This window comes from Moraxella lacunata (assembly GCF_900453205.1).
Classification (GTDB): Bacteria; Pseudomonadota; Gammaproteobacteria; order Pseudomonadales; family Moraxellaceae; genus Moraxella; species Moraxella lacunata_B.
In genome coordinates this window covers 158632-176241 of record NZ_UGQU01000003.1, presented here as the reverse complement: position 1 = coordinate 176241, position 17610 = coordinate 158632, and the positions used below count along the sequence as shown (strand labels likewise).

Below are 17610 nucleotides of genomic sequence, written 5' to 3'. Positions count from 1 at the left end.
GGGCTGTTTTGTCGTTTACTTCATCTTTACTTCATGGTTATCAATGCCTTTGGCAGCCATCAACATGTCATCAAGCCCATCAATTTGCACCGTACGAATGGGAAAGGGAATGTTAACCCCCGCTTCATCAAAGGCATATTTGATACGCTCTAACAAGTCGCATTGCACCGCCCACCAGTCGTTATTATTTGTCCATACATACATGATAAGATTTACCGAACTGTCGGCAAGCTCGGTCACACGCACGATGGGTTCGGGCTCTTTTAACACCAACTCATGTCCATCCGCCATCTGCATCATGATGTGGCGTGCGGTCTTGATGTCGCTGTCATAACCGATACCGACAGGCACTTCCACACGGCGGTTAGGCAGAGATGAATAGTTGATACTTGCTGATGTCATGATGTCGCCATTGGGGATAATGACTTCATGGTTGTTGGGCGTGCGTATGCGAGTATTTACCAGTGTAATCTCCTGCACCGTGCCTGTCTGCCCGCCCACTTCCACATAGTCGCCACGACGAAACGGATGAAACACCACAATTAACACGCCTGCCGCTAGGTTGGACACCTGGTCTTTTAGGGACACACCGATGGCAACTGTCATGGCACCAAGTACCGCCACAAAGGACGTGGTGCTAATACCAAGCTGGTTTAGGGATGCCAAGATGACCGCTGCCAGCATGACTCCATAAAGCAAATTGCCCAAAAAGCTCACCGCCGTGCCGTCCATCGAGCTACGCACCATGGCACGTTTGGCAAGATTGACAATGTGTTTACCAATCCACTTGCCCACATAAAAGATGATGATGGCAAGCACCGCTTTGACGGCAAATTCGGCAGAGTTGGCGATAAGTGTGCGAGTATCCACCGTAATACCCAGTAGCTCCAAAGTGTAGTCACTGGCAGTCTCTACGGTTCTGGTCGTACCTGTCACAACTTCTCGGGTGGTCTCTGCCACCACTTCGCCTGTTCTTGATGCTGTGGTTTCTAGGCGTTCGGCAGACTCTTCGGCACTGTTTTTTAGCTCATCGAGAATCGGCGACGGGGTTTGTTTGGTTTCTTCGGTCATGGTTGGGGGTATTATTTATCAATTGGTTACTTCAATCTTATCACTATATCGCCATGTACGAATGATTCTAAGCTCGCTAAGCTCACCCATCTCTTCGTCAAAATGCCCATAAGGGGCGGATTGGCGTACCGATTGCTTGGCAGCTTCATCCAAAATGGCAGAACCTGATGATTCAAGCAAGCGAATGGCTTTAACATAGCCATCAGGCGTGATGACCACCATCAAACGGACATCGCCCATGATGTTGTTGCGACGTGCTTCACTAGGGTAGTACTGGTTAGCAATACGCTCCACATGGCGGCGAAAATTCTCCAAGTACCCTGCCGCCACCCCATGCGTGGTCGCATTGCTATTGACTGTATGAATGTTGGATTTGGATGCAAAGACTTGCTGTTTTTGCGACAACTGAGCTTCTAGCGTGCGAATTTTTTTGCGGATACGCTCTTCTTGGGCTTCTAGGTCGTCTTGCTTTTTCTCGCTGTCATTGTCATTTTGGCTATTGACATAACGCACAGACAGGGTGGTACGAAGATAGCTTTCTTGGTAGGCTTGCTGACGGCTTTGTTTTTGTAGGTTGATGATGTCTTGGGTCTCTTCCATGTCATCACTGGTGTCAGGACTAATCTCGGTCGTCTCTTGACGCAACTGCTGGCGTACTTCTCCACCCCCCTCTTGACTGGCGTTCGCCACAAAGCGTGCGTCTTCGTTTTTCTCTTTGTTGTCGCTTAGCACCGTTGCCACTTCCTGTGCCATCTCATCGGGTGACATGCCTGCACTAAACCCCACCCCAAAAATCACAAAGGCATGCACCGCCACCGCAATGACGGTCGCCATGGGAATGTCTAGGTTTTTGTCTGCTAAAACATCTCTTAGCGAATCAGGCAAGCTAGGCACAGGCTTTCTCTTAAATCAAAATGGCTCATATTTTACCTTATTTTGCCAAAACTGACAAATAAAAAAGCAACAAACTGCCGATGGGTATTTTTATGATTTTATCGCGAATAATCAATAAAAAAGATGACAAACCTCAAAAACTCTGCTATAATTCGCCCCCATTGGTGACGTGGCTGAGTGGTTGAAAGCGCACGCCTGGAAAGTGTGTATACGTTAATAGCGTATCGAGAGTTCGAATCTCTCCGTCACCGCCATATTTTAAGCCCTGATGTTTGTCAGGGCTTTTTTATTTTTATCATTCATCTGCCATCAGCTCATCTTCTGCCAATTCAAGCTTGTGAATGTACCGCTCAAACCAAAACGGAGCAAACGGCAAAATAGATGCCAAAAGTCCGATGACAAATACCTTCAAAGACCAACCTTTGACCTGACACACCACAAGCAGTAGCACGACAAACACAACAAACATGACCCCATGAAACATACCTGCATACGGCACCAAAAATGGCTTATCCATCATATATTTTAAGGGCATAGCAATCCCCAAAAGTAGGATAAAAGATATTCCCTCCAAAAAACTTACCAAACGCAATAACTTTGTCATGGTTTTTCCTATTTAAAAGATAAAACAAAACACCGAACGAGCGGTGTTTTGTCAGTAGACTACTAATTATTCTACAGTGCAGTTCACTTGGGCAGGGGCACCATGCACACCTTTGTAACTAAATACCGCCATATCGCCCTTTTGGTGCCATTCACCGCCGTGACCGAAGATGCCAGCATCTGTCACATAACGCTCGCCTGATGCTGAAGGTGCGATATTTAAGGTGGTGGTCACGCCTTCTAAGGTTAGCTGGGCTTGGCTGTCGTTAGGGTAGTACAGAGATGGTGCGATGCCGTTATCGCACAAGAAAGCTTTGGTAAATGGTTGATATTCTGATGCCACAATCGCTGATGCACTGGCAGCTTCATTAAGTGCTTTGGTGTTGTTACAGCCTGTCAATACAAGGGCGACAGCCGTTAGGGCAAATGCAAATTTTTTCATGGATGGCTCCTTAAAAGCATGGTTAAAAATAAAACAAATTGAGAATTATTTAACCATTGTACGAGAAAGTTAGGAAAAATGCAAGGTAATATTGTTGCATTTATTTCTCTTTTATTGACAACAGTTTAATTCGTGTTTTATCTGTATCTAATTCAAAATATTTACTGTCGATGGCTTTGATAATTTCTTGAATATTTTGATAGCCAAAAATTCTAGGATTAAAATCTGGGTTTCTTTTAGCAATCTCAATTGCTAAAAGATTGATAGAAGTCCACTCATTTAAACCACGATAATCTATTATCACATCATGAACGATTTTTAGCACCTTGGCGAAACTGGGTTTTTTCCTTACAAATTTTTGTGAACCTTCTAGTTTTATCTCAAACAAATCTAATGCTTGCAATAATCCTGATAGCTTGGCACGTCCATAAGTCCTTGTATCAAAATCAGGCTTAATGGTTGCCAAGTGATTGCCTAGCGTAGATAAATTCGCCCAACCATCGTCATCTGCAATATCTTTAATAGATTTATAGATAAGTTGTAGGGTTGGCTCATCTATTGCAACCTGTTGACTGAGCATTGTTGGTTTTTGAATAACATCATCAGATAATTGCTTAATGCTGTCTTTTGACAGCCTATTTTGACTGTTCATGACTTTATTTTTTTCCATCAGTAGTGATGAATTTTCCTTATTATCAAGTATTTCATTGGTATCATTTTCCACATAGCTTTGAGTTAGATTTTCTATATAAATAAATTTGTCGCACGCATTGATAAAAGCACTTGGTGTTTGGATTTTGCCAAATCCATAAACCATCAAGCCACTTTCACGAATACGGCTGGCAAGCGGAGTAAAATCGCTGTCGCTTGATATAATACAAAAGCCATCTAATTGATTGCCATACAGCAAATCCATGGCATTGATGATAAGCATCATGTCCGTGGCATCTTTGCCTTTGGTGTAGGCAAACTGCTGAATGGGTGTAATGGCATGCGATAGCGAAACATCACGCCAAACGTGTAGGCGATTGGTTGGCTTGCCGTTTTCATTAATCTCGCTACTCCAATCGCCATAGACACGCTTGACGATTGGCACGCCATATTTGGCAATCTCTTGTAGTACAAGCCCTATGGTCTTGTGAGATGTATTATCTGCATCAATGAGTACCGCCAACTTTTTCATATCACTCGCTCACCCAAGCCCCATCTCTCCATACCAACGCAAACTTAGTCGCCTTGCCGTCCTTTTCTGAGCCGACATATTGCTCGGCATTTTTGCGAGACCAACGTAATATGGTCGGGTTGCCGTCATTGTCGGTTGTGGGGGCGGACAGCAGGTAGTGGAATTTGGGGTCAAGCTCGCCTTGTATGGCTTGCAGTTCTGCCACTTTGGGCGGACGAGTTTCACGGATTTTGGGGAATTTGGATGCCGCCAAAAACAGCCCTGCCGCCCCTTCACGCAAGATATAATGGTCATCAAATCGCACTGAACGCAAATGTGGCATGGGAATTGCCGTCATGCGTGGCGGTGCAGGCTGTCCGTCTTTTTGGACTTTACGGGTATTGTCGCATTTTTGGCAAGCAAAATACGCCCCAAACCGCCCTGTTTTTAGCTCCATTTGCCCATCGCATTTGTCGCAGTCAATGGTCGGTGCGTCATTGTCTTTTTGGGTTTCAAATACGCCTTTTTCTAGGAGATACCCATCGCAGTCAGGGTTATTACCACAAACGTGCAATTTTAACCCACCGTCCACGATATAGCCGTCCATTGCCGTGTGGCATTTGGGGCAACGCTTTTTTTCTAATAACGACAAAATCTCGTCCGACTCATCGTCTGCCGTCTGATTGGCGAAGGCTTCTACCGCCATGAGATTTTTCGTTCCCTTGCACCGCTCTTTTGGCGGTAGGTTATAGCCTGTACAGCCCAAAAACACACCCGTACCACCTGTGCGAATCTGCATGGGGCGACCGCACAAATCACAATGTACATCAGGCACGTCCGTGGGGTCGTTGGGTTTCATGCCGTATTTGGCTTTGGCGGTTTCTAATTTGCCCTTAAAATCACCATAAAACTCATCAAGCACCGCCTTATAATCCACATCGCCCTCTGCCACATGGTCAAGTTTATCCTCCAAATTGGCGGTAAAGGTGTAATCCATTAGGTCAGGGAAACTCCCTGTCAAACGGTCGGTTACAATGTCGCCCATTTTTTCGGCAAATAGGCGTTTGTTTTCGGTGCGGACATAGCCACGCTCTTGAATGGTGGAGATGATAGACGCATAGGTGGACGGTCGTCCGATACCACGTTTTTCAAGCTCTTTGACAAGACTGGCTTCGGTATAACGGGCTGGCGGTTTGGTAAAATGCTGGCTTGGGATAATCTCATTTACCGTCAAACTCTCGCCCACTTTGACATCAGGCAGTAGCACGTCATCGCTTTTGGCAGGGGGCTGGGCTTTGGTGTAGCCGTCAAAGGTCATGACACGCCCTTTTGCCTTTAATTCCACATTGCCAGACGACACGGTCAAGGTCATGGATAGGTACTGGGCAGGGGGCATTTGACACGCCACAAACTGTCGCCAAATCAGCTCATAAAGCCTTTGGGCATCTCGCTCCATGTCTTTTAGATGAGCCGACAACACCGCCACATCAGACGGACGAATGGCTTCGTGGGCTTCTTGGGCGTTTTGTTTGTTGCCATAGACGTTGGGTGATTTTGGCAGGTATTGACTGCCGTAATTGGTCTCAATGTACGTTCGTACACTTGATAGAGCGTCCGCACTCAAAAACGTGCTGTCGGTACGCATATAAGTGATATAGCCTGCTTCGTACAGACGTTGGGCGAGCATCATCGTTTTTTTGACATTAAAGCCAAGGCGTGTGCTTGCCGACTGCTGTAGGGTGGACGTGATAAAAGGAGCAGATGGCTTGGACTGAGTGGGCTTTTGCTCACGGTCAGACACGATAAAGGGGTTGTTGTTTAAAATATCAACGACCGCCACCGCTTCTTGTTCATTGGCAAGGCTTAACTCTTTGCCGTTTTGGCGGATGGCTTCTAGGTAAATATTTTCTTTTGAACTGCTTAATGTATCGGCATGAATTTGCCAATATTCGGTGGGCGTAAAGGCACGAATCTCACGCTCTTTTTCCACGACAAGGCGAGTGGCAACCGACTGCACACGCCCTGCCGACAAGCCACGAGCGACCTTCGCCCACAGTAGGGGCGACACCATAAAGCCGACCACACGGTCAAGAAAACGGCGAGCTTGCTGGGCGTTCACACGGTCATAATTTAAGCTACTGGGGTGCTTGAAGGCCTCGGTAATGGCGGATTTGGTAATCTCGTTAAACACCACACGGCTGTATTTGCTGTCGCTGCCGCCAATGACTTCCTTTAAATGCCACGCAATCGCCTCTCCCTCACGGTCTAAGTCCGTTGCCAGATAAATGGTATCAGCGTCTTTGGCAAGGGCTTTTAGCTCTTTGATGACTTTGGTTTTGTTGGGCAAAATCTCATAGACCGCCTGCCAGTCGTTCTCAGGGTCAACCCCCATACGGCGAACCAGAGCGTTATACGCCTTTTGTTCACGAGACAGTCCCGACTCGTCCGCTTTTTCGGCTTTGCCCGTCCCCGACACAGGCAAATCACGCACATGACCCACGCTAGAACGCACGATATAGCCCGAGCCTAGATATTTGTTAATGGTTTTGGCTTTGGCGGGGGATTCCACGATAACTAGGGCTTTGCCTTTGCCCGACACAGGGGTGTCCGCCATGTCTTCCTTGGCGGTTTTGGTCGTTTTTTTGGTGGGGGTTTTTGTGGCTTTGACGGTATTTTTGGTGCGTGTGCTGGGTTTTTTGGGAAGTGCCATGAGTTGCCTATTTGTCTTATAATGTTAAAATGTTCACTTTATAAGGGGGCTTTGGCATTTTGTCAATAGTCTGGTAAAATATTTTAACAATTTTATACACAAGTGGTCGCCTAGTGGGACGATTTTAGAGTATTGATATTTTGCACGCTTTGCAAAAAGGTTTTGAGTGCCAATAAATCCTGCTCCATGATTGCCATCGCTTGCTCGTCTTTGATGGCAAAACTTTTGGCGTATTTTTCATCGTACCAGTAAATGGTTACGCTGTTGGCTTTGGTGGTCAGTCCTTGGATATAGGACAGTAGTGGCTCGGGGGGTATGCCCACACTGATAGGCACGCCATCTTCGTTTTGCCAGTCGCCCCCCGTCCACAGCAGGCGTTTGGCAGGCAACTGCCAGCTGTCATCAATGACAGTGTACTGGGCTATCATGCCGTGATTATTTGTCTGCTTGTCCTGCCTGCTCTCTTTGTGCTGTCTTAGCCAATCGGGTATGGCAACCAGTTTGGGGTGCAAGTCTATCTTGCGGGCAAACATTCGCATGTCGCCCACTCGCACCTCACTCATCTTTGGCTTTAAGCCCATGATGTTGCCAAGCACAAACAGCACGGCAACGATGACGACAATGACCCCAATACTCACAACTGGCCACTTATTTCCTTTTACTCATTTCTTAGCTTTGGCACTAAGTTCAATCAGGCGTTGCATGCCCGCAATCAGCTCTTCGTCATTAAACGGCTTATAAATAAAGCCCCTTGCTCCGACTTGCAAGGCTTGTAGTGCCGTCATACGGTCAGAGAGTGCCGAGACAACCAAAATACTCACGCCCGTTCCTTTGCCCACGATACGCTTGATGCATTCAAGTCCATCCATCTGTGGCATGGTCAAGTCCATGGTAATAAAATCAGGACGAAATTCATCAAATTTTAATACGGCATCCACGCCATTATTGGCGGTCGCCACAATCTCAATACTACTACCCTCAAAACAACGCTCAATGCGGTTACGAATAATGGTATTGTTAAAAACAAATACATAAGTTAAAATAGCTCAATACTTTACCATATAGAGTAAAAACCAATGAACGAAACATTTGATAGTTGTCCTAAATGTAAGCACAAACACTTTGTCAAAGCAGGTTTTAACAATGGCAGACAACGCTATAAGTGCAAAGGTTGCAATCATTACTTTTCGGTACATAAACCAACGCATCATAAAAGCGAAGAAACCAAGCAAATGGCAATCAATATGTATCTAGAAGGTTTGGGCTTTCGCTCAATTGGTCGCATATTAGGTATTAGTTATGGCACAGTCTATCAATGGGTTAAAAAACTTGGTGAACAACATCAAATTAAACAAGATAGCAATCAAGCGATAGATATCGTTGAGCTTGATGAGATTCATAGCTACACCAAGCATAAAAAAACGCTTGCTGGACTTGGGTTGCCATTGACAGAACAACAAAACAAATCTTAGGTTTTGTTTGTGGCAGACGAGACACCAACACCTTTAAACAGCTTTACAATCAATTGAATATCCATAACATTCAACTGTTTTGTAGTGACTACTGGAAATCTTACCTTGAAGTCATTCCAAAATCAAAACATATGACAAGCAAAGCTCAAACTTTTACCATAGAGGGCTATAATAGTCTCATTAGGCATTTCACAGCAAGATTTAGAAGAAAATCAAAATGTTATTCTAAATCCGAGAAAATGATAGAAAACACTTTGAACTTACTGTTTGCTAAGTGGAATGGAACTTTGAATTATGTATTTTAGTTTAACAATGCCGAATAATATTAGAATCATCAACAATCATCAGACGGTAAGCCATTCTTTACTCCAAAATCTAAAAATCACAAGCAGACCTGAATCTGAATATTCAGGTCTGTTTTTATTTATATTACTGTGCATCAAAGTTGATGACAATCTTTGTATTTAGCCCTGGCTGACTCTCGACATTGATTTTGCCATTAACTTCTTTGACCCACTCACGCACGATGTCCATGCCCACACCACGCCCACTGTCTTCATCGACACCATTGGCAGTTGAGATACCTGAGCGGAACATCAAGGCATACAGACGGCTGTCGGGCAGACTTGATGCTTGTTCAGCAGTCATAAGATTCATCTCAATGGCTTTTTGACGTAGTTTTTGTAAATCCACACCTGCCCCATCATCGATGATACTCATGCGTAGCTGACTGCCATACTGTAAAAGCATTAGCTTGATTTGACCTACTTCGCTTTTACCTGCCTGCACACGCACATCAGGTGTCTCAATGCCATGAGCAATGGCATTTTTAAGTAGCTGAATGCCGACATCTTGGCAGAACTTTTTGAGCTTATCGGTCATCTGAATATCTTCAAAACCTGTTAAGTTTACCTTAACTTTTTTGCCTTGACGTTCGGCGATTTGCTGAGCATAATCACCAAAGTAGCTTTGCCAATCTAGCGAATGACTACTTGGAGCGACAGTAGCAGGCTTGCCATTTGTTTGTGCCATGACACTTTGTACGCTTTGACCAACATCATCTTTGTCTATTTCTTTTGCCACACGGCTAATGCGTTGCAAGAGTTTTTCGACAAACTGGTTTAGGTCTAGGATTTCGTTTAGAACCATGGTAAAACCCAAAAAGTCCTGACCTGAGACCGTGCTTTGGTTGCGGATTAATACCAGTTTTTCTTCTGCCTGCTCAGCAAGACGTACAAAACTACTCATCTTAATGGCAGATGCTTCACCTTTTAAGCTATGCATTTTTCTAAATAAGGTCTGAGCTTTATTATGTAGCTGACCCTCGACTCGTAGCACCTCGTTCATCTCACTCACACGCTCATAAGTGTTATTGATGAATTGATTTAGTACGTTGATATCGACGTTTAGGATGTGTCCAATCATCTCAATCTGACGGTCATGCTGCGCCTTTTCACTCTCCAAAGTTTTTTCAAGTAATACCGAGTCGGTCACATCAACAATGCTCACAAAGATTTCTTCAACTTCGTCGTTTTCGCTCTCTTGAACACGCAAGAAGCTAAACGACAGGTATTTGACCACCGTATCGCCCAGCTCGTTCGTGACGTTTACTTTGATTTGTCGTAGTGGGTTCAAATCCCCAATCAACTCTGACACTACCCAAGGATTATAAAGCTGTTCAACAAACAACTTGGTTGCTTCAATATCATCACGCCCTACCATGCCTTGCAACAGCTCGGTCAAGGTAATGCCTGCAATGTCCTTACGCCCCAAGATGACTTCTAGATTCTTAGAGTGAGCATCGGAGATGACAAAGTTTTTGTCAATCAAAAACAGACCTTCTTGCACTGTATCTAAGATGTTGGTCGTCTGGCGACGGGCAATTTGTAGGTTACGGTCAGATGCGGTCAGTTTTTTCAAAAAATAAAACACAAACCAAATAAAATACAGACCTGCCAGCACAAAGCCCGAAATCATCACGTTTCTGGCAAGGGTCGTCCAGCGCAAGCCACGCATGGTATAGTTATCCCAAACCACAGAGATAGGGCCATACACTTGCTCGTCGTAGTTGTCAAAGATGTGCTGTGCCACAGGAGCAATGTCAGCACGACCATCTAGTACAGGATTTAGTCGCTGTTTATAATCTGTCCACCATGCTTTTAGCTCATTAAACGCCTGAACGTCATCAGGATGGCTAAGTGCTTCAACAGGCACATTCCTACCTTCGCCTTCATAAACACCACCAGATTCATACAAATTCATGTAATCATCAACCGATGCCACACTCTGTCTTAGCGTGGCAATCGCTTCTGCTCGCCCTTCTTCGGGAACCACTTGAAGTCGCTGAGTCTGCAAGTTCACATTATAATATTCGTCACTTAAAAAGCCGAACACATCAAAGAAATTAGAAGTTTTTTTACCTGTTGGTTGGCATAATAGTTAAATCCCAAAATGCCAGCAACCAATGCCAAAAAGATTGCCAGCGATAACAGCAAACTTTTATAGCGTGAATCTAATAAACCACCCATAACTCACCTTCATTTATCATACATCAAAAATCAACTTGTCATTAATGCATGAATATTTAATATGTTTAATTAAAAAATTATTTTGTCGCATTAAAAACAATTGTTAAAATAATTATTTTAAAGTGCATTTATATTTATTTGGTGTACATTTGTACCAATTATAATTACGCTAACAACTGTCCGAGCAATTGCCGACTAAAATTGTGTATTTGTCTATTTTATACCAAAAAACCAAATTATTCTAACATTAATTCACAATTCATACATTTTTTATGTATCAATTAATAATAAAAGTCATTACAGCCACCATCTTGTTTGTAAAAATAAAAAACAGCCCGATATCGGACTGTTGAGTGATGATTCATGTACTTATTTGCCGTGATGCTGACCGTCAAGCTCCACCAAACGAGTGGTGGCTTTATTCATGGCGTGCATGATTTGCCCGAGTAAAACCTGCTGTTTGGTCACCACAATCAAAATCATGGGCTGATTGACATTTGGCACCGCACTAATCATAATTTTGCCATTTTCAGCATCCAAAATCACCGAACGGCACCCAGTCAGCTGAGCCTCGGCAGTTAAGGCTTGTACCAGTGCCAAGATGGATGAACCGACTGCTGAGAGTTTATTGCCATCATAGTTTTTTTGAAAGATAGATGATACTTCAAAACCATCGGTCGATGCCAGTAATACACCATCTACGCCTGTGGTAGAATGCACCAACTCATGAAGCACTTCTTTTGAAAGTGTCACAAATTGCTCAGCAGGCTTGACACGATTAGAATCCAATTTAAAAGGGCTAAGACTCATTATTTTACTCCAAGATGTTTATTTGTATGTCAGTGTTGTCAAGTGATTTACTCAGACTGTTCTAGGCTAGCGATGATACTCTCAACGAGCAACAAGACATCTTCACGTTTACGCATGTCCACAGGAAATAGCGGTAAGTTACGCCCAATGCTCGCTAGATAATCACGATAAATAGAAAATTCACGCTCGGGCATTTTGTCAACTTGGCTGATACCAAGTACAATGCGACCATCATAAATGCCATCAAAAGTCTTTAAATAATGTGCCAAATCTGCCACAGGATCAGGTGCCGAATGGTCAATTAAAATCACCACGCCCAAAGCACCTTGGGATAGGATGGGCCAAATGAAGTTAAAACGCTCCTGCCCTGGGGTGCCATAAAGACCAATACTTGCCCCACCATCAATGGTCAGCTCGCCATAATCCATGCCGACTGTGGTCAAAAGCTTGGCGTTGGTATCAAGGTCGGTATTCATGACCTCGGTTGAGACCACAGGAATGTCAGAGAGGCTAGAGATGGCCTGGGTCTTACCTGCACCCATAGGGCCACTAAATACAATTTTAAGACGTTGCATAAGTGCTACCTAAATAACTATATTAAATATATTGGCTTTGGTTCAAAAAGTATGCTACAAAGGAAACCGTTCGTGGTGAGCTTGGGAAGCCTAACGATTGTCCTACCCGCAGGCAGGCTCAGGGCGAACGGAAAACCCAGTTCAGCATACTTTTTGGACTACTATCAATATATTAAATATAAAGGTATTGTTAATTGAGTATACTTTTCTAGAAAGCCGTTCGTGGTGAGCTTGTCGAACCATAACGGTTTTCCTAGACTTCGACAAGCTCAGTCCGAACGGAAAACCTTAAAATCTATCTTTATTTAACAATACCAATATAAATAACATGAGAATGTAAATAATGATAAATTTATTGTATGATAAAAATAAAAACATTGCAATTAGGACGTGTCATCACAGCCCCAGTTTGCGACGCAGACGTGACAAGAAACCGATTTTCTCTTGTTGTTCGGCGGTTTTTGGTTCAGGTTTTGGTTCAGGCTCGCTCACAGGTGCAGACGCTGTGACTGTCACTGGTACCACGGTCGATGTCTGCATGATGGTCGCATTCACGTTTTGGTAGTTATCATCCATCAAATGCTGAGAAAGCAGTAGCGAGACAATCACTTTTTGGACGATAGGACGACCCAGTCCCGTGCGTGCCACAATCTCATTTACCGTGCGTGCTGTATCTTCTAAGGCAACCATTGTCCGCAAGATAATGCGTCTGTCGGCATTATTATCAGGCTTTGCCTATGAACGAAGCTGATAGCGGGCATTGCCATCGATGAGTGGTAATAACTTCTCAGCATTCGCCCATGCCATCTGATACAGCCACTGATTCATGACGAGGGCTTGCTTAGGCTCGCCTGCCACACCGCCATACACGCGCAGTCGCCATGCCGTCACATCTGCCACTTTGGCACTTTTTAACCATACCAGCTGGCGTGCCCCATCAATGACAGCCAATACCTCTCCATCTTGGGTTAACTCAAATAAGGACTTAGGACGAGCGTGCAACGTCTTAATCAAGTCTATCACGTCATCTAACTTTGATGTGGTAGACTGTGGCGATTGTGCTGTGTGAGCAGTTTGGGCTGACTGGCTGGTTTGATTCTCCTGATTGGTTTGGGTGCTTGTTTTGTCAGGCTCACCAGACGTGCTTGATTTTTGATAAGGCAGACCCTTTAATACATCCACTTTTTCATGAAGCCAGTCATTTAAGGTATTGATTTGTTTTAGGGGTAATACCAGTGAGTCGCCAGCGATACTACCATCGCCCGTCAGGTTGCGACTGACGTATAAGATGGGTGTGCGTGGGTGCAATTCTATTAGTTTTTGCACGCTGGTAGAATTTTTAAAATCTTCATTAATGACATACAAATCAACCTCACCCATCTGAGCGGACACCCAATCCAAATCTACGTCCAAACGCAATAGGACACGCAGATATCCTTTAAAAGTAATTTGGTCAGCAGGGCTAACACCAACCATGGCAATACGCATGGCTTTTTTGCTATCAGTACTCGTCATGATTTACTCTCAACCAAAGCAATCGCTTGGAGATTATTGGTCTAAATTGCCTAACGCCATCGTCCTGATATTTTTGACAAAGAAAATATCTGCTCAATTTTATAAGCAACCCGATACGCCATAAATCAATGTTTGATTTATGTTTTTCTTTTATCCCAATATCACATTTAATTAATACGACCATCAGTAATAATTGTTGATTTTAAATAACTTTTAAAAATTCGGTCAGAAAATTTTAAAATTTAATAAAATACCATTATCTAATATCGTGTTAAAAAATTTGGTATGGCAGTTAGAATGAGTGCTTTATTTTCATCCAAAATGAAATCGCTTCATGATGCCAATAAAAGTAATTATTGATAATTCATAAAAATTTATCAAATACCAACTTGTTATTAACAAACATTGATAAAACTTAATTTTAATCAATAGTTTACAAAATTAGGCACATTTAGCGGTTATTTTGGCATGAGACCACAACAAAACATTTATTTTAAATAAACAATTAAAGATAAATCAGCAAATTTAGGTTGTTAATTTGCTGATTCTATTTTATAACATAATTTGGTTTACGGCTATACCAAACAGTAAAAATATTTTACCATTGAGCAATATTTTTATACCCATAAAAATATTATGGATATAAATTAGGCATGTTTTGTGTGTTATTTGGGCAAATTGATGATTTTATGGGCAGGTTTACCCATTTTATCAATTTGATGAAATGTTATTATTTAACATTTAAATGATTAAAAAAACATACAAATTCACACCCTACACGCCCCCACATCGCCATTGACCACCACAGTCGCCCCTGTCAAGGCAAATAAGCCCTTGATTTGTTCGGTGGCGTTATCGGTGGCAAGGGTCATGATGTCGCCTTGGCACGCTTTTTTTAGCACTTCGGCTTTGGCGGATGTTTGGGCTTGATTTAAAATCTCAGGGTCATTATCCACCACCCCAAACAGCCCTGTTTTCCAGTCATAGACCTGTATGTCATCAAGGAACACCTCAAACACCTGCGATGGCGGGAGCGTTACCGTGATGTTGGCGTGTGGGGCGACTTTTGGGTCGGTCTGGGGGTCAAAGGTAACTTGCACGTTGTCCGCCGTGATTTTACCCAAATCCACGCCTGCCAAAACCCGCCCACGAGCAACAAACAGCCCCTTTTGCTCGTCCTGCCATAGCTTGTACCAATTGCCTTCTTTTTGGGCGGTAATGACCGTGTCCACGCCAAAAGCAACGGTATTTAGGCGAGCCATTTTTTGGATTTCGGTAACAACACCGTCTCGGCTAATGGCGGATACGGCAGGCTCTTCGGTCAATTTTAACGTCCAAAAAACCGCCAAAAACACAATCATCGCCATGACTGCCACGATACAAAATAAGGTGAATTTATTGGCTTTTTTTACTTTGGGGGTGGTAGGTGGGGTAGATGTGGTCATAACTCTCCTTTTAAAAATACAAATTGACGTAAAACAACTCATTTAATGCCATAATAGGGACAATTTTAGCATTTATCAAAAAAATTACTTGCACTGTTACCAAAGTTTACTTTAATATAATACGTTTTTACCAAATTTAAAATCAAACTTGCCGAGAATTTTATGAAAGCCAGTCAATTTACCCTAGCCACCCTTCGCAACACCCCAAGCGATGCCGACATCATCTCCGCCCAACTTATGATAAAAGCAGGTCTGATTCGCAAACTTGCGTCAGGCTTGTATGTGTGGATGCCAACAGGCTTACGTGTGCTAAAACGGGTGGAAAAAATCGTCCGTGAAGAAATGGAGCGTATCGGTGCCCAAGAGCTACTCATGCCTGTCACCCAACCTGCCGAACTGTGGCAAGAGTCGGGACGTTGGGAGGACTATGGGGCGGAATTGCTTCGCTTTAAAGACCGCCATAGCCGTGATTTTGTGCTAGGACCTACGCACGAAGAAGTCATCACCGACATCGCTCGTGGCGAGCTAAAAAGCTACAAACAGCTCCCTGCCACTTATTATCAAATCCAAACCAAATTCCGTGATGAGATTCGCCCACGTTTTGGGGTGATGAGAGCTCGTGAATTTACCATGAAAGATGCGTATTCTTTTCATATTGATAAAGACAGCCTTGCCAAGACTTATCAAGACTTTTATGAAGCGTACAGTCGTATCTTTACCCGTTTGGGGCTTGATTTTAGGGCGGTGCAAGCGGACACGGGGTCTATTGGCGGATTTGCCAGTCATGAATTTCATGTATTAGCCGACAGTGGAGAAGACGACATTGCATTTAGCAGTGAGTCCGACTACTCGGCGAACGTGGAGCTTGCTGAAGCAGTCTGCCACGACACACGCCAGCCCCCAAGTGAGCCACGCACGGACGTGGATACGCCAAATATGCCGACTTGTGAAGAAGTGGCGGAGCATTTGGGCATGGACTTGACACGCACGGTAAAAACGCTCATCGTCAAAGGCTCGTACTCGGAAGATACGCCTGATATGCCAAAACTTGTCGCCCTTGTCTTGCGTGGCGACCACACCCTAAACGAGCTAAAAGCCGAGAAGTTGCCCCAAATCAAAGCACCGCTAGAAATGGCAAGCGAAGATGAGATGAAAGAAGCAGGACTCATCAAAGGCTATATCAGCGTGGACTTGGCAAAATATGGCATACCTGTGATTGCCGACAGAAGTGCATCCGTCATGGCGGATTTTGTGAGTGGGGCGAACATCGCCAACAAACACACCACGGGCATGAACTGGGAGCGTGATGCGGTCTATGCAGATGTTGCCGACATTCGCAACGTGGTAGACGGCGACCCAAGCCCAGACGGTAAAGGCGTACTACAAATCAAGCGTGGTATTGAAGTCGGACATATCTTTCAGCTGGGCGATAAATACTCGCACGCCCTAAACTGCACAGTACTGGGTAAAGAAGGTAAGCCTGTTACGCTGATGATGGGCTGTTATGGCATTGGGGTTAGCCGTATCATCTCGGCAAGCCTAGAACAAAACCATGATGATAAGGGCTGTCTATGGGCGGACACGCCAGACCCTGCCGATAATATCGCCCCTTTCTATGTGGCGGTCGTCCCCATGAAATCCAAAGACGGCTCGGCAGAAGCCAAAGCGGACGAGCTGTATAGCACCCTAAAAACCAAAGGCGTAAACGTCCTATTAGACGACAGAGACGAGCGGGCGGGCGTGAAATTTGCCGATTTGGAGCTTATCGGTATCCCGCACCGCATTGTCGTATCCGAGCGTAACCTTGCTGAGGGTAAATACGAATACGCCAAGCGTGGGAGTGATGATAAGGAGCTGTTGGGGCTTGATGAGCTGTTGGCGAAGTTTTAAAGAAACAATCATTATAACTTTTTATACAAAAATAACTCATCATCGGCTTGGTCTTGTTATATAATAAGACCAAGCCAATTAGGCTTATCATACCATTATCATAGAGAAATATCATGAAAATTACAAAAGCCCTAGCCATTGCCCTAGCCTTGACCACTGCAAGTATCGGCATGGCTCACGCAGACGATAACCATCTAGAACGCACCGCTTATCAAGACCCAGCAGTCCATCAAAACCTTGAAAAAGCTCGCACCATCATCGAGGCACAAGGCTACCAAATCACTGACGAGTTAGAAATCGATGAGAAGCGTGGTAAGCTGTATGTTGAAACCGAAGCCATCAAAAACGGCAAAAAATACGATATCCGCCTAGATTATCCTAGCTTAAAAAATCTACAAGCCAAACTTGATAGAGACTAAAACCAAAACCCCTGTATTTGCAGGGCTTTTTTATGCCTAGCCCAAGCCATCATCCCCCAATCAAGCCCCATAAT

17 protein-coding genes, 1 tRNA gene and 2 pseudogenes are annotated in these 17610 nt (G+C 44.1%); 4 read left to right on the top strand and 16 right to left on the bottom strand.

What is annotated here, in order from left to right; all coding sequences use genetic code 11:
• Positions 1-15: 15 nt before the first annotated feature.
• A complete protein-coding gene (locus DX073_RS09730) occupies positions 16-1071 on the bottom strand; it encodes a mechanosensitive ion channel family protein (RefSeq protein ID WP_115007862.1) in 1056 nt (351 codons plus the stop codon).
• An 18-nt stretch (positions 1072-1089) separates the two neighbouring features.
• Positions 1090-1965 carry an energy transducer TonB gene (locus DX073_RS09725; RefSeq protein ID WP_258556927.1) on the bottom strand — a complete coding sequence of 292 codons (876 nt, stop codon included), beginning with the start codon at positions 1963-1965 and terminating at the stop codon, positions 1090-1092.
• Between the two features lie 163 nt (positions 1966-2128).
• Here DX073_RS09725 and DX073_RS09720 point away from each other — a divergent pair.
• Positions 2129-2219 (top strand) — tRNA-Ser (locus tag DX073_RS09720).
• A 41-nt stretch (positions 2220-2260) separates the two neighbouring features.
• Here the strand turns inward: DX073_RS09720 and DX073_RS09715 are convergent.
• From DX073_RS09715 to DX073_RS09690, 7 genes and pseudogenes are all read right to left on the bottom strand, one after another.
• Entirely contained in the window at positions 2261-2569 is a 309-nt protein-coding gene (locus DX073_RS09715) for a DUF3817 domain-containing protein (protein ID WP_115007860.1), read from the bottom strand.
• Positions 2570-2635: 66 nt separating this feature from the next.
• Positions 2636-3010 (bottom strand): MliC family protein, encoded by a 375-nt coding sequence (locus DX073_RS09710; RefSeq protein ID WP_115007858.1) that lies wholly within the window; start codon positions 3008-3010, stop codon positions 2636-2638.
• A gap of 100 nt (positions 3011-3110) precedes the next feature.
• Positions 3111-3320: pseudogene (locus tag DX073_RS15150) on the bottom strand (OST-HTH/LOTUS domain-containing protein); the annotation flags it as partial.
• 33 nt (positions 3321-3353) lie between these two features.
• Positions 3354-4193 (bottom strand): annotated as a pseudogene (locus DX073_RS09705) (NYN domain-containing protein); the annotation flags it as partial.
• A 1-nt stretch (position 4194) separates the two neighbouring features.
• Positions 4195-6786 carry a type I DNA topoisomerase gene (gene topA / locus DX073_RS09700; protein WP_181814455.1) on the bottom strand — a complete coding sequence of 864 codons (2592 nt, stop codon included), beginning with the start codon at positions 6784-6786 and terminating at the stop codon, positions 4195-4197.
• A 206-nt stretch (positions 6787-6992) separates the two neighbouring features.
• Positions 6993-7520, bottom strand: coding sequence for a hypothetical protein (locus tag DX073_RS09695; RefSeq protein WP_115007852.1), 528 nt, complete (start codon positions 7518-7520; stop codon positions 6993-6995).
• Positions 7521-7544: 24 nt separating this feature from the next.
• Positions 7545-7889 carry a response regulator gene (locus DX073_RS09690; protein ID WP_258556948.1) on the bottom strand — a complete coding sequence of 115 codons (345 nt, stop codon included), beginning with the start codon at positions 7887-7889 and terminating at the stop codon, positions 7545-7547.
• A 69-nt stretch (positions 7890-7958) separates the two neighbouring features.
• Here DX073_RS09690 and DX073_RS09685 point away from each other — a divergent pair.
• Positions 7959-8659 (top strand): IS1 family transposase gene (locus DX073_RS09685; protein WP_228707437.1). Its coding sequence is split into 2 segments (ribosomal slippage): positions 7959-8307 and positions 8307-8659, totalling 702 coding nucleotides; the frame shifts between segments, so codons are not numbered across the junction.
• Between the two features lie 124 nt (positions 8660-8783).
• Here DX073_RS09685 and DX073_RS09680 read toward each other — a convergent pair.
• The 7 genes from DX073_RS09680 to DX073_RS09655 all read right to left on the bottom strand — a co-directional run bounded on the left by DX073_RS09680 (position 8784) and on the right by DX073_RS09655 (position 15227).
• A complete protein-coding gene (locus DX073_RS09680; protein ID WP_220186742.1) occupies positions 8784-10688 on the bottom strand; it encodes an ATP-binding protein in 1905 nt (634 codons plus the stop codon).
• A 44-nt stretch (positions 10689-10732) separates the two neighbouring features.
• Positions 10733-10882: a hypothetical protein gene (locus DX073_RS14350; RefSeq protein ID WP_181814419.1), complete on the bottom strand. Its 150-nt coding sequence runs from the start codon at positions 10880-10882 to the stop codon at positions 10733-10735.
• Between the two features lie 369 nt (positions 10883-11251).
• The gene (locus DX073_RS09675) at positions 11252-11692 is read right to left on the bottom strand and encodes a roadblock/LC7 domain-containing protein (RefSeq protein ID WP_051225951.1); all 441 of its coding nucleotides are present in this window, start codon (positions 11690-11692) and stop codon (positions 11252-11254) included.
• Positions 11693-11739: 47 nt separating this feature from the next.
• Positions 11740-12267: a GTP-binding protein gene (locus tag DX073_RS09670; RefSeq protein ID WP_079324175.1), complete on the bottom strand. Its 528-nt coding sequence runs from the start codon at positions 12265-12267 to the stop codon at positions 11740-11742.
• A gap of 396 nt (positions 12268-12663) precedes the next feature.
• Complete coding sequence (locus tag DX073_RS09665; protein WP_115007846.1) at positions 12664-12957, bottom strand: hypothetical protein; 294 nt, start codon at positions 12955-12957, stop codon at positions 12664-12666.
• 45 nt (positions 12958-13002) lie between these two features.
• A complete protein-coding gene (locus DX073_RS09660) occupies positions 13003-13782 on the bottom strand; it encodes a hypothetical protein (protein WP_147279715.1) in 780 nt (259 codons plus the stop codon).
• A gap of 767 nt (positions 13783-14549) precedes the next feature.
• Positions 14550-15227 (bottom strand): DUF4230 domain-containing protein, encoded by a 678-nt coding sequence (locus DX073_RS09655; RefSeq protein WP_115007842.1) that lies wholly within the window; start codon positions 15225-15227, stop codon positions 14550-14552.
• A gap of 162 nt (positions 15228-15389) precedes the next feature.
• On the opposite strand from DX073_RS09655, the gene DX073_RS09650 reads away from it, so the two are divergent.
• The gene (locus DX073_RS09650) at positions 15390-17117 is read left to right on the top strand and encodes a proline--tRNA ligase (protein ID WP_115007840.1); all 1728 of its coding nucleotides are present in this window, start codon (positions 15390-15392) and stop codon (positions 17115-17117) included.
• A 113-nt stretch (positions 17118-17230) separates the two neighbouring features.
• Positions 17231-17536 carry a PepSY domain-containing protein gene (locus DX073_RS09645; protein ID WP_115007838.1) on the top strand — a complete coding sequence of 102 codons (306 nt, stop codon included), beginning with the start codon at positions 17231-17233 and terminating at the stop codon, positions 17534-17536.
• The last annotated feature ends 74 nt before the right edge of the window (positions 17537-17610 follow it).

What these genes read in the sequence shown, in the direction of transcription:
- DX073_RS14350 (WP_181814419.1), bottom strand. Translation starts at nt 10,882, where the DNA reads ATGGGTGGTTTATTAGATTCACGCTATAAAAGTTTGCTGTTATCGCTG.
- DX073_RS09645 (WP_115007838.1), top strand. Translation starts at nt 17,231, where the DNA reads ATGAAAATTACAAAAGCCCTAGCCATTGCCCTAGCCTTGACCACTGCA.
- DX073_RS09660 (WP_147279715.1), bottom strand. Translation starts at nt 13,782, where the DNA reads ATGACGAGTACTGATAGCAAAAAAGCCATGCGTATTGCCATGGTTGGT.
- topA (WP_181814455.1), bottom strand. Translation starts at nt 6,786, where the DNA reads ATGGCGGACACCCCTGTGTCGGGCAAAGGCAAAGCCCTAGTTATCGTG.
- DX073_RS09675 (WP_051225951.1), bottom strand. Translation starts at nt 11,692, where the DNA reads ATGAGTCTTAGCCCTTTTAAATTGGATTCTAATCGTGTCAAGCCTGCT.
- DX073_RS09665 (WP_115007846.1), bottom strand. Translation starts at nt 12,957, where the DNA reads ATGGTTGCCTTAGAAGATACAGCACGCACGGTAAATGAGATTGTGGCA.
- DX073_RS09650 (WP_115007840.1), top strand. Translation starts at nt 15,390, where the DNA reads ATGAAAGCCAGTCAATTTACCCTAGCCACCCTTCGCAACACCCCAAGC.
- DX073_RS09655 (WP_115007842.1), bottom strand. Translation starts at nt 15,227, where the DNA reads ATGACCACATCTACCCCACCTACCACCCCCAAAGTAAAAAAAGCCAAT.
- DX073_RS09670 (WP_079324175.1), bottom strand. Translation starts at nt 12,267, where the DNA reads ATGCAACGTCTTAAAATTGTATTTAGTGGCCCTATGGGTGCAGGTAAG.
- DX073_RS09730 (WP_115007862.1), bottom strand. Translation starts at nt 1,071, where the DNA reads ATGACCGAAGAAACCAAACAAACCCCGTCGCCGATTCTCGATGAGCTA.
- DX073_RS09715 (WP_115007860.1), bottom strand. Translation starts at nt 2,569, where the DNA reads ATGACAAAGTTATTGCGTTTGGTAAGTTTTTTGGAGGGAATATCTTTT.
- DX073_RS09710 (WP_115007858.1), bottom strand. Translation starts at nt 3,010, where the DNA reads ATGAAAAAATTTGCATTTGCCCTAACGGCTGTCGCCCTTGTATTGACA.